Source organism: Aneurinibacillus aneurinilyticus ATCC 12856, from assembly GCF_000466385.1.
Taxonomy (GTDB): domain Bacteria; phylum Bacillota; class Bacilli; order Aneurinibacillales; family Aneurinibacillaceae; genus Aneurinibacillus; species Aneurinibacillus aneurinilyticus.
The window spans coordinates 48,238-59,463 of record NZ_KE952917.1 but is presented as its reverse complement, the minus strand read 5'-3'; the positions used below and the strand labels follow the sequence as shown (position 1 = coordinate 59,463).

Below are 11,226 nucleotides of genomic sequence, written 5' to 3'. Positions count from 1 at the left end.
GAGGTCGGCTGTTCGAGTCAGCCTAGGCCCACTTTATATTGAAGAAATAACATACATATTCATGAAACGAACAAACACTCTCTTCATTGAAGAAGAGTGTTTTTTGTTTTGTCTCTAAACATCTTTTTTGACTTGAATAAACCCTGTTTACACTGTATTTAACTTTAAAGTAGTGCAGTATACACGCGTTAGTGTAAGCGTTTGCAACGATAAAAAAAACAATATATGATTTTAATTAATCGAATAAATAAAAATAGGGTAAATATTTGCAACAAACTAATATTACAGATAAATAGGAGGTAATGATATGTCTAAAGAGTTGTCCGATGTTAAAAAATTAACCAAGGAGGAAATCTTCCCTGTACAGGATATTCATCATGTAGAAATTTACACCGGAAATGCAAAACAAGCAGCCTATTATTATTGTCGTGCTTTTGGATTCAATGTAAAAGCATACCGTGGCTTGGAAACAGGATGTAGGGATCGCGTATCATACGTTGTTGAGCAGGGAACGATTCGCTTCGTGTTGACCGGTGCATTGGAAGACACTAATGAAGTCGCTGATTTTATTAAATTGCACGGTGAAGGAGCGAAAGATATCGCTTTGAAAGTAGAAAATGTGGAAGACGCATACAAAGGGGCGATTGAGCGCGGAGCCATTGCTATTCGAGAACCATGGACGGAAAGCGATGAGAGCGGGTTGGTGAAAAAAGCGGTGATTGGTACATACGGAGATACCATTCATACGCTCATTGAAACAGCAGACTATAACGGCATTTTCTTACCAGGTTATCAACCTGCTGAATTTGATGTTCCTTCCACTTCTACAGGACTTGTAGGGCTCGATCATATTGTGGGTAATGTAGAGCGTATGGACGAGTGGACATCGTATTATGAAAAAGTATTTGGCTTCAGTGTACTGAAACAATTCGATGATGAAGACATTTCTACGGAATACTCAGCATTAATGTCTAAAGTAATGACAAATGGAACAGGACGTATTAAATTCCCGATTAATGAACCGGCCGAGGGAAAACGTAAATCTCAAATTCAAGAATATCTTGATTTTTATAAAGGACCAGGCGTACAGCATCTGGCTCTACTGACAAATGATATTATTTCAACCGTAAAAGCTCTTAAGGAAAATGGTGTGGAATTCCTTTATACGCCAGATACGTACTACGAAGAATTAACAAGCCGTGTAGGAGAGATCGATGAAGACATTAAAAAGCTACAGGCTCTGAATATTCTTGTTGACCGTGATGATGAAGGGTATCTCCTTCAAATTTTCACTAAGCCGATTGTTGATCGTCCAACGCTGTTTATTGAAATCATCCAACGCAAAGGTGCGCTCGGTTTCGGAGATGGAAACTTCAAAGCGCTATTCGAATCTATTGAGCGTGAACAGGAACGCAGAGGCAACATCTAATGAAATTTATCAGCTATTATACACCAGACCATAAAAAAATAAGGGGAGGATGGATTCATAACGGCAACGTTTATGACTTGGAGGAAACATACCTTCACTTGGCAAAAACGAGAGGGGAAGACATTTCCCCTCCTGTTTCCTTACTTGACTATCTGAATTTGTCTCAGGCAAGAAAGGATTGGTTAATTCATTTGCATAAGACAGCAGAGATAAATTTCCCTGTTGCAGGGAAAAAACAGGAAATTAAATTTGCGGCACCGCTGCCTCGCCCGGCTAGTTTCCGGGATTTTTATGCCTTTGAAGAACACGTTAAAACAGCACGGAAGAGACGAGGATTGGACATTGTTCCAGAATGGTACGATTTTCCTGTTTTTTATTTTTCAAATGCCTCAGCTATTAAAGGGCCGGATGAACCGATAGAAAAGCCTGAATATACAGAATGGATGGACTACGAACTGGAAGTGGCCTGTGTTATCGGTAAAGAAGGTCGTAATATTAGGCGGAAAGAAGCGTTTGAATATATCGAGGGATTCATGATTCTCAATGACTGGAGTGCAAGAGACATACAGCGTCAGGAGGTAAAGGTAGGCTTGGGCCCGGCGAAAGGCAAAGACTTCGCTACTTCGATGGGGCCGTACCTTGTAACAAAGGATGAATTGGAAGAACGACGCAGTGGCGAGCATTATGATTTGGAAATGAAAGCTTCAGTAAATGGGGTCTTGCTATCCCAAGGCAATATGAAATCTTTGTACTTCTCCTTCGCTCAGATGATTGAACGTGCTTCAGAAGCATGTACCTTATATCCGGGAGATGTCATCGGCTCAGGCACGGTGGGGACGGGTTGTATTCTTGAGCTTGGTACTGAGATACATCGCTGGCTGCAGAAAGGCGATGTTGTAGAACTATCGATCGAGGAATTGGGCGTGCTCCGCAATGAAATTATTTAAAGCAGGACGGAGGACTGGATATGTCGATAGCAGGACATCAAAAAATTATCGCAAGAAAACAATTAGAGAATGTCGGTGTTTATAAGCCGGGTAAACCGGTTGAAGAAGTGAAAAGAGAGCTTGGACTTAGCCGTATCATCAAATTGGCTTCCAATGAAAATCCACTCGGTTATTCGCCCCATGCGCGAGAAGCGATGCTGCGCGAGATGGGTGCAATCACTTTTTATCCTGAAGGTACTGCACCTATGCTTGCGCACAGGCTGGCGGAAAAGCTTCAGGTGGCTCCAGACCAGATTATTGTCGGTAATGGTTCCGATGAAATTCTTCACCTTCTAACACGCAGTTATATTCGTGAAGGTGATGAAGCGGTTATGGCTGCTATTACGTTTCCCCGTTATGAAACGAATGTGAAAATTGAAGGCGGCGTACCGAGGATTGTTCCACTTATCGATGGTGTACATGATTTAAACGGCATGTTGGCTGCCATTAATGAAAAAACGCGTATGATTTTCGTGTGTAATCCGAATAATCCGACAGGAACGATCGTGGGTAAAGCCGAGCTGCAATCGTTTATTCAGCAAGTGCCGGACCATATCCTCCTTATTATTGATGAGGCGTATTTTGAATACGTAACGGATGACGATTACCTTGACTGTGCATCTATCATAGCTTCCTATCCGAATGTAATCGTGCTGCGAACCTTCTCCAAGATTTATGGACTGGCTGCGTTACGGATTGGCTACGGTATTATGCATCCGGCCTTTGTTCAGGAGCTGATTAAGGTGAAAGAACCCTTCAATACAAATCGGATGGCACAAGCTGCGGCACTCGCTTCCTTGGACGATGAGAATTTTGTACAAGAGTGCAGGGCACAAAATGATGAAGGCCGTCGCTACATAGAACAGGAAACGGCAAAGCTCGGACTTGACTGCTTCCCATCACAAGGAAACTTTGTGATGATAAAGCTTTCTTGTTCCGGTGAAGAGGTCTTTCAAGCACTTCTGCACAAAGGCATAATTGTCCGGCCTGGAGAAGCGCTTGGGCTTGCCAGAACGATTCGGGTTTCGGTGGGAACTGCCGAAGAGAACGAATTATTCATACAAGCATTGCGTGAAGTTATGTCATAAAAGGAGGAATCGGAATGCCACATTATGTAAAAATGGGTAACATCCCGCATAAACGCCATACACAATTCCGGAAGCCGGACGGCGGGCTGTATTATGAACAACTAATGGGAACAAAAGGGTTCTCCGGAATCCAATCGCTCATTTATCACATTAATCCTCCTACCCAGGTAACAAAAGCGACAAAAATCAAAGACATTCGTCTCGAATTTGAAGATAAGGCTGCGCTTGCGCACCGTCATTTCCGCACATGGAATACGGAGCCAGGTGGAGATTTCTATGAAGCACGCAAGATTATGCTGGCCAATGAGGACCTTTCAATTGGGGTTGCGCGGCCAAATAAACAAATGCCGTATTATTATCGCAATGGAGAAGGGGACGAAATGCTATACGTCCATGAAGGAAAAGGCAAAATCGAAAGCATTTTCGGCGAGCTCTCCTTCCATTCAGGCGATTATATTATTATCCCGATCGGAACCACATATCGAGTCGTTCTTGAGACGGAAGAAGCACGGTTTCTAGTAGTGGAATCGAACTCCGCGATCGTTCCGCCGAAAAGGTACCGTAATGAGCATGGTCAGCTTCTTGAACATTCTCCATATTGTGAGCGCGACTTTAGAACACCAGAGAAGATTGAAGCTAAAGATGAGAAGGGCGAGTTCGAAGTGCGTGTGCGTGCCCAAGGAATGCTGACGTCATATCTGTTCGATTTTCATCCGCTCGATGCGGTTGGCTGGGATGGGTATCTTTATCCATACGCGTTCAGCATCCACGATTTTGAACCAATTACGGGCCGCGTCCATCAGCCGCCGCCCGTTCATCAAACGTTTGAAGCATGGAATTATGTTGTCTGCTCATTTGTTCCACGCTTGTACGATTATCACCCGGAAGCCATCCCTGCCCCGTATGTGCACAGCAATGTAGAAAGCGACGAGGTATTGTATTATGCAGACGGAGACTTTATGAGTCGCCGTGGTATTGAGGAAGGTTCCATTACTCTGCACCCAAGCGGTCTGCCGCATGGTCCTCATCCAGGCAAGATGGAAGAGAGCATCGGTAAAAAAGATACGAAAGAACTGGCCGTTATGATCGATACATTCCGTCCGCTCCGTGTGGTAAAGCAAGCACACGACTACGAAGATAAAAGCTACATGTATAGCTGGTTACCGCAAAAATAAGGGGGGCTTTCTATGAACATTGAGCCGAGTACGTTGCCTTGGAATGAGGCATATAAATTGATGATCGGGTCCATTTTGCCACGTCCGATTGCTTTTGTTTCAACGATGAATGAAGCAGGTCAGGCTAATCTTGCACCATTTAGCTTTTTTACAGCAATTTCTGCAGAGCCAATGCTCGTCTGCTTTTCACCTATGCTGAGGGGCACAGATGGTGCACGTAAGGACACCTTGAATAATATTGAGGCCACACGCGAATTTGTTATAAATATTGTTGGTGAGAAAATTGTAAAACAAATGAATGATTGTGCCATTGAATACCCGCCTGACGTAGATGAATTCGATGCCGTCGGTCTCACCAGGCAAAGCAGCCAAATCGTCAAACCGCCCCGTGTGGCGGAAAGCGATGTGCACTTGGAGTGTGTACTCCATGATGTATTGCACTTTGGCGATAAGCCAGGTGGAGGCAGTCTTGTAATCGGGCAAGTTGTTAACATTTATATTAAGGATGAATTGTATTTTGATGGTAAAATCGATACCGTAAAGCTGCAGCCAATTGGACGTATGGCGGGCCAGGTCTATACAAGGTCAATAGCAGATACGTTTGTCTTAGAGAGAAAGAAGCAGCCAACTAAATAACAAAATCGTCGCAAGGAGAGACAGAATGGACTTATTTCGCAAAAAATCCATTACAGATTTTACAGCCAAGAAAGAAGGAACGTTGAAAAAAGCGCTTGGTGCTGTCGATTTAACAATGTTAGGTGTTGGCTGCATTATTGGAACAGGAATTTTCGTGCTGACAGGGGTAGCTGCAGCAGAACACGCTGGCCCTGCCCTTGTTCTCTCTTTCATTATCTCCGGTCTTGCCTGCGTATTTGCTGCGTTATGCTATTCGGAATTCGCTTCCAGCATGCCAGTGACTGGCAGTGCTTACACGTACAGCTATGCTACGTTTGGTGAATTTATGGCATGGATTCTGGGCTGGGCAATGATATTGGAATATGGATTGGCCGCTTCGGCAGTCGCCAGCGGGTGGTCCGGTTATTTTCAGGGACTTATTGCCGGCTTCGGCATTGAACTTCCGACCGCGATAACGAGCGCCTATGATGCTGAAAAAGGAACCTATATCGATATTCCAGCCATTTCCATCGTGTTGTTGATTACATTTTTGCTGACACGGGGAATTCGTGAATCAGCACGCGTGAATAACATTATGGTTATCGTAAAGGTAGCCGTCGTTTTACTGTTCATTGCCGTTGGTGCTTGGTACGTAAAACCGGAAAACTGGACACCGTTTATGCCATTCGGATTCTCTGGGGTGGCTGCGGGTGCAGCGAGTGTATTCTTCGCCTATCTTGGATTCGATGCAGTGGCTTCGGCAGCGGAAGAAGTGAAAAATCCGCAACGCCATATGCCGATTGGTATTATTGCTTCACTAGCTGTCTGTACGAGCCTATATATCGTTGTTTCTCTTATTCTTACAGGAATTGTACCGTTTGCTGAACTGAATGTGAAAAACCCGGTGGCATTTGCCTTGAGCTACATCCACCAGGACTGGGTCGCTGGTTTTATTTCTATCGGGGCAATTACAGGAATTACGACAGTTCTGCTTGTATTGTTATATGCACAGACACGGCTTTTTTTTGCTATGAGCCGGGATGGTTTACTTCCAAAGTTGATGGCAAGAGTCCATACTGTAACCAAAACGCCTGTAGCGAACACATGGATGACAGGTTTACTGGCAGCTTTATTCGGCGGGTTAATTCCATTGCATAAGCTGGCTGAATTGGTTAACATTGGAACGTTATTTGCTTATATAGTCGTATCCATAGGCGTGCTTGTTCTACGTAGAACACAGCCGGATTTGCCACGTGCATTCAGGGTTCCCTTAGTGCCGTTCATTCCGGTTCTCGCCGTTCTGTTTTGCGGGTACTTAATTGTAAATCTGCCAGCCATAACGTGGTTTGGATTTTTTGTGTGGCTGGGACTTGGCATCGTAGTATATTTTTCATATGGTTATAAAAACAGCATGTTGGGCAAAGAGAAATATACACATTCCGATGAAAATGGGCAAGAGGAATACAAAGCGAAAGAGGAGGCATTATAATGAACATTCCTTCTCATCTACGTGAATTTGTCGTAGACCAGGAATATGAGAAATACACGCCGATTAATCAGGCTGTTTGGCGTTATGTTATGCGTCAAAATCGTGCCTTTCTTGGGGAGCGAGCACATGCTGCCTACATTGATGGTCTTCGTTCCACAGGAATCGACGTAGAATCCATTCCGCGTATTGAAGCGATGAACGAATGCTTGTCCAAGTATGGTTGGGGAGCCGTAACGATCGACGGCTTTCTTTCTTCCGCTGCATTTATGGATTTTCAGGCACATGGTATTTTGCCAATTGCTACAGATATTCGTACACATGAACATATTGCTTATACCCCGGCACCCGATATTTTGCATGAGGCGGCGGGACACGCGCCGATTTTGAAGGATAAGAAGTATGCTTCCTTCGTGAAACTTATTGGTGCACTGGGTGCAAAAGCCATGTCGACGAAAGAGGACTATAATTTATATGAAGCAATTCGTCACCTATCAATGGTAAAAGAGGATCCCATGGCTACGCATAAGCAAGTTACCGAAGCGGAGCAGCGGCTGAGAGAGGCACAAGAGGCGATCGTAGAAGTCTCGGAAATTCAGCTGGTATCGAGGTTATACTGGTGGACGGTTGAATACGGTCTTATTGGAACGATAGACAATCCACAGATTTATGGGGCGGGTTTGCTATCCTCTGTAGGGGAAAGCAAGCGTTGTCTAAAATCGGATGTGAAAAAACTTCCATTCTCGCTTGATGCCTGTATCGGAACAGGCTATGATATTACGGATTACCAGCCTCAACTGTTTGTCTGCCGCAATTTTGATGAGCTTATCTACGCAGTAGAAGAACTGGAAAAGCGTCTTGCCTGCTCGATAGGTGGTACAGAAAGTCTGATGAAAGCGCTCCAATCGGAAAATATTGCGACGGCTGTCTATACATCTGGTTTGCAGGTTACTGGTGTGATTACCAGTCTGGAATATGATGATAATAACGAAGCGACATACATGCAATTGGCAGGACCTGTGGCATTGGCAACGAACAATAAGGAGCTTCCTGGACACGGCAAAGAGTACCATAAGGACGGTTTTGGTTCACCGATCGGGTACTTGAAAGGCAGCACTACACCTTTGGAGGAATGGTCGAATGAACAGGTAGCCGCTTACGGTATGGAGGACGGAGCGAGGGTGGAACTGGAATTTGAGTCCGGCATCCGTGTTACTGGCACAATTAAGTATGTACAGCGCCATCAAGGCAAAATTATTCTAATAGGGTTCGAGAGCTGTACTGTCAAAACGTCTGATGGTAAAACGTTGTTTGAGCCGGAATGGGGTACGTACGATATGGCCGTCGGCGCCCGAATCTCTTCCGTATTTTCCGGAGCGGCCGATCAGGAGAAGTTCTCGGCCCATACTGATAAAAAATCCTTGCTAACTAAAGCGTCTCCACAGTGGAGCGAACGTGAGCGAAAGCTACACGAAATGTATCAAAAAGTACGTACTATTCGTGAAAGTGATATGGGCATCGAAAGAGTAGAACGAGAGCTTACAACGATTGCAGAGACGCTGGATATAAAGTATCCGGAAGATTGGTTGCTTCGTCTTGAAATTCTTGAGATTGCTACACAAAGAAATATAATGTCGCATATAAAGAGCCGCTTGCGTATGCAATTGGATGAATTATCCAGAAAGCCAGAAAACAAAGAGTTAATCGAGAACGGCCTTATGTTGCTTAGCGTCTCTGATTCGACAGAACAGCCTGTCTAGTTCTCTATTATAAGAAAGCAGGTGAGATGGGTGAAGCTAACGGAATCACAAATTCAAGAGAGCGTAGCTGAACTCTCTGGTTGGAACCGTAAAGATGAGAAATGGATTGAGAAAAAATATCGGTTCAAGGAATTTCTTGATGGAATAAAGTTCGTCAATCAAGTGGCACATTTGGCGGAGCGTCTGGTGCATCATCCAATGATTGCGATTGATTATAAGCTGGTTACACTGCGTTTGACTACGTGGAGTGCAGGCGGGCTGACGGAGTTGGATATTCAATCCGCTAAAGAAATAGATGAGATTTATCGGAGTCAACAGATATCTTCAGTTTAATGCGGTGAAGCGTTTGTTTGGATCTGGGAGGAAGTAAGACTCTGATTGAAGTTTCACTTTATTGTCAGGAAGGAAAAAAGCAGAATCAAAAAAAGCCGTAGCGTTGGAGAGTAAACGCTGCGGCAATTAGAGGGGAGTTTATTAAGAGAGAGATACACCTGAATGTGATGGTGATATCTTGATTATAATGGACTCTTCTTTTTTGTGTTTGGATGCGGTACATTTTCTAACAAGGTTTTTAATCATTTTGCCGAGAAAATGTCTGTAGTGAACAATATTAATTATGCATAAGGTGTAGTGTAGCTGGGGGCTATTTATTGCGTTGCGGAAACGCTGCGTTAAGCTGCCCGCGAAGCATGCGTTCACGCAGCTCTTTGTCCTGTCTCATTGCCTTTTGCTCCATGCGGCGTATTTCTGATGTCTGTAGACCATCTTCCATATGATTGGAAATTTGTACGAGACGTTCTACATCTGCAAAAGAGAATTTACGTGTACCTCCGCGTGTTCTATCTGGTGTAATAAGCTTTCTCTCCTCATAATAACGAATTTGTCTCTCCGTTAAGCCAGTTAGCTCGCTGACGATGCCGATCGTAATTACCTTTCGTTCCTTGTAAGACAATCTGACTTCTCCTTTCCTCCTGGCTTTTTTGTTTAAATATATCACATTTTATTTATATTCTTCGCTTTGTTTGTCAGGTAATCTCACATTTGAAAAATCGAATTTTTGTTTTACAAATACATACAAAAGTGATATCATTGTAATATCAAAATGATATCTAAATACTTCATAAAGGAGACAACATCATGACAGAAAAGCAAGCATGGGCAGTTAATGGTTTTTTAGGCGTATTATTGCTTATCGTACTGCTTGTCACTGGCGTCTATTTCCTCATTTTCTCCCAGAATCCCTTGTTGGGAGTGCTATGTATTGCACTTGCTGCAATTGGTACGAGTGGTATTTTTACCGTGCAGCCGAATCAGGCAGCAGTATTAATCTTTTTTGGCTACTATCTTGGTACTGTGCGGAAGAGCGGGCTATGGCTTGGTGTTCCATTTGCGATACGCCGTAAAATTTCCTTAAAAGTGCGGAATTTTAATAGCAAGAAATTAAAGGTAAATGACGTAGAAGGAAATCCTATCGAAATTGCGGCAGTCATCGTGTTTAAAGTCGTTGATTCTGCAAAAGCGACGTTCGATGTAGATAGCTATGAACAATTCGTAGAAATTCAGAGTGAGACGGCCTTACGCTATGTTGCAAGCCGTTATCCGTATGATAACTTCAAGGAGGAAGGGTATTCTCTACGCAGCAATACGGATGAAGTTGCGACAGAACTGGCGCGGGAGCTTCAATCCCGCCTATCAGTAGCAGGCGTGGAAGTGATTGAAGCTCGTCTTACGCATCTGGCATATGCGACCGAGATTGCCAGCGCGATGCTACAGCGTCAGCAGGCTTCTGCCATTGTCTCTGCTAGACAGCGTATTGTAGAAGGTGCAGTTGGCATGGTGCAGATGGCAATTGAAGAATTTCAACGCGAAGGCTTCGAATTAGATGAGGAACGGAAAGCAGCTATGATTAATAACTTGATGGTAGCTATTGTGTCTGAACGTTCCGCCCAGCCTGTTATTAATTCAGGATCGCTGTATTAACCCATGTCACAGAAAAAGAGGTTTCTTCTCCGTATTGATCCGAAGCTATATGAAGCGTTGGAAGGCTGGGCGGCTGATGAGTTTCGGAGTGTAAATACGCATATTGAATTCTTGTTGCGGGAGGCGGTGCGCAAGACAGGCCGATTATCTTCAAGCACCCGGGAGAAAAAAGAAGAGACGGATTGATACAAGAAAACGGAATCGGTGGTAGCCGACTCCGTTTTCTTTGTTTAGAAATATTCGCTGCGGAGGGCTTCTAGTTCATGTAGAGAACGTTTGGCCCATTCAGAAGGATCATTCTGTAGCTTTATGATTTCTTCTTCAAGCGCTTTGCGTAGAGAACCTTCATACTCTGGCACCTCTCCATCATAAGGATGCACCGTAGCGATTGGCACAGAGGCTTTCTCCTGATAGGAGAGTGCGCGTCGCTGATGGAATAGTGGAACGTTGCTTTGGCCAGGATGATGTAAGTCGCCTTGCTCCGGATGCTTGCGCACTGCAAGTATTTTTACGACTGCTACGCGTGGCAGATATAATTCTACCAGCTCTCCTATGTATTCTCCCGATTTGTAAGATGCTGTTACTAAATCGCCTGGATTCAATGATATGTTGGTCATTGGAATCTCCTTTCTTTTTCTTCAGGATAACATATTTCCAATTTTTTATGTGTTAACACGCCTGTTGATTATCCATAAGATGGAAGAAAG

Annotated in this window: 12 protein-coding genes; 10 read left to right on the top strand and 2 right to left on the bottom strand. The window is 44.1% G+C overall.

The annotated features are described in order from the left end of the window. The first annotated feature begins 307 nt into the window (after positions 1-307). From hppD to HMPREF0083_RS25130, 8 genes are read left to right on the top strand one after another with little or no spacing between them, the layout of a single operon-like run. Positions 308-1,429, top strand: coding sequence for a 4-hydroxyphenylpyruvate dioxygenase (hppD, locus tag HMPREF0083_RS25165; RefSeq protein ID WP_021624803.1), 1,122 nt, complete (start codon positions 308-310; stop codon positions 1,427-1,429). Then, a complete protein-coding gene (locus tag HMPREF0083_RS25160; protein WP_021624802.1) occupies positions 1,429-2,376 on the top strand; it encodes a fumarylacetoacetate hydrolase family protein in 948 nt (315 codons plus the stop codon). The genes hppD and HMPREF0083_RS25160 overlap by 1 nt, the downstream gene beginning before the upstream one ends. Positions 2,377-2,396: 20 nt before the next feature. Next, the gene (gene hisC / locus HMPREF0083_RS25155) at positions 2,397-3,503 is read left to right on the top strand and encodes a histidinol-phosphate transaminase (RefSeq protein WP_021624801.1); all 1,107 of its coding nucleotides are present in this window, start codon (positions 2,397-2,399) and stop codon (positions 3,501-3,503) included. A 14-nt stretch (positions 3,504-3,517) separates the two neighbouring features. Continuing rightward, complete coding sequence (locus HMPREF0083_RS25150) at positions 3,518-4,678, top strand: homogentisate 1,2-dioxygenase (protein ID WP_021624800.1); 1,161 nt, start codon at positions 3,518-3,520, stop codon at positions 4,676-4,678. Between the two features lie 12 nt (positions 4,679-4,690). After that, positions 4,691-5,314, top strand: coding sequence for a flavin reductase family protein (locus HMPREF0083_RS25145; protein WP_021624799.1), 624 nt, complete (start codon positions 4,691-4,693; stop codon positions 5,312-5,314). 25 nt (positions 5,315-5,339) lie between these two features. Next, positions 5,340-6,782, top strand: coding sequence for a branched-chain amino acid transporter BcaP (locus HMPREF0083_RS25140; protein ID WP_021624798.1), 1,443 nt, complete (start codon positions 5,340-5,342; stop codon positions 6,780-6,782). After that, positions 6,782-8,539, top strand: a complete 1,758-nt coding sequence (locus HMPREF0083_RS25135; protein ID WP_021624797.1) for an aromatic amino acid hydroxylase — start codon at positions 6,782-6,784, stop codon at positions 8,537-8,539. The genes HMPREF0083_RS25140 and HMPREF0083_RS25135 overlap by 1 nt, the downstream gene beginning before the upstream one ends. Positions 8,540-8,569: 30 nt before the next feature. Further along, a complete protein-coding gene (locus HMPREF0083_RS25130; protein WP_040305047.1) occupies positions 8,570-8,872 on the top strand; it encodes a 4a-hydroxytetrahydrobiopterin dehydratase in 303 nt (100 codons plus the stop codon). 310 nt (positions 8,873-9,182) lie between these two features. Here the strand turns inward: HMPREF0083_RS25130 and HMPREF0083_RS25125 are convergent, their stop codons facing one another. Continuing rightward, positions 9,183-9,491: a MerR family transcriptional regulator gene (locus HMPREF0083_RS25125; RefSeq protein ID WP_040305044.1), complete on the bottom strand. Its 309-nt coding sequence runs from the start codon at positions 9,489-9,491 to the stop codon at positions 9,183-9,185. Between the two features lie 185 nt (positions 9,492-9,676). On the opposite strand from HMPREF0083_RS25125, the gene HMPREF0083_RS25120 reads away from it, so the two are divergent. Together HMPREF0083_RS25120 and HMPREF0083_RS25115 are read left to right on the top strand one after the other, a co-directional pair. Further along, positions 9,677-10,519, top strand: coding sequence for an SPFH domain-containing protein (locus HMPREF0083_RS25120; RefSeq protein WP_021624794.1), 843 nt, complete (start codon positions 9,677-9,679; stop codon positions 10,517-10,519). Positions 10,520-10,522: 3 nt separating this feature from the next. Then, positions 10,523-10,705: a type II toxin-antitoxin system antitoxin gene (locus HMPREF0083_RS25115; protein WP_021624793.1), complete on the top strand. Its 183-nt coding sequence runs from the start codon at positions 10,523-10,525 to the stop codon at positions 10,703-10,705. A gap of 44 nt (positions 10,706-10,749) precedes the next feature. On the opposite strand, the gene kapB is transcribed toward HMPREF0083_RS25115, so the two are convergent. Beyond that, positions 10,750-11,136, bottom strand: a complete 387-nt coding sequence (gene kapB / locus HMPREF0083_RS25110; RefSeq protein WP_021624792.1) for a kinase-associated lipoprotein KapB — start codon at positions 11,134-11,136, stop codon at positions 10,750-10,752. Positions 11,137-11,226: the final 90 nt, after the last annotated feature.

Excerpts from the sequence above, each read along its gene's own strand:
- HMPREF0083_RS25150 (WP_021624800.1), top strand. The coding sequence starts at position 3,518 with ATGCCACATTATGTAAAAATGGGTAACATCCCGCATAAACGCCATACA.
- hisC (WP_021624801.1), top strand. The coding sequence starts at position 2,397 with ATGTCGATAGCAGGACATCAAAAAATTATCGCAAGAAAACAATTAGAG.
- HMPREF0083_RS25160 (WP_021624802.1), top strand. The coding sequence starts at position 1,429 with ATGAAATTTATCAGCTATTATACACCAGACCATAAAAAAATAAGGGGA.
- hppD (WP_021624803.1), top strand. The coding sequence starts at position 308 with ATGTCTAAAGAGTTGTCCGATGTTAAAAAATTAACCAAGGAGGAAATC.
- HMPREF0083_RS25115 (WP_021624793.1), top strand. The coding sequence starts at position 10,523 with ATGTCACAGAAAAAGAGGTTTCTTCTCCGTATTGATCCGAAGCTATAT.
- HMPREF0083_RS25140 (WP_021624798.1), top strand. The coding sequence starts at position 5,340 with ATGGACTTATTTCGCAAAAAATCCATTACAGATTTTACAGCCAAGAAA.
- HMPREF0083_RS25145 (WP_021624799.1), top strand. The coding sequence starts at position 4,691 with ATGAACATTGAGCCGAGTACGTTGCCTTGGAATGAGGCATATAAATTG.
- HMPREF0083_RS25120 (WP_021624794.1), top strand. The coding sequence starts at position 9,677 with ATGACAGAAAAGCAAGCATGGGCAGTTAATGGTTTTTTAGGCGTATTA.
- HMPREF0083_RS25135 (WP_021624797.1), top strand. The coding sequence starts at position 6,782 with ATGAACATTCCTTCTCATCTACGTGAATTTGTCGTAGACCAGGAATAT.
- kapB (WP_021624792.1), bottom strand. The coding sequence starts at position 11,136 with ATGACCAACATATCATTGAATCCAGGCGATTTAGTAACAGCATCTTAC.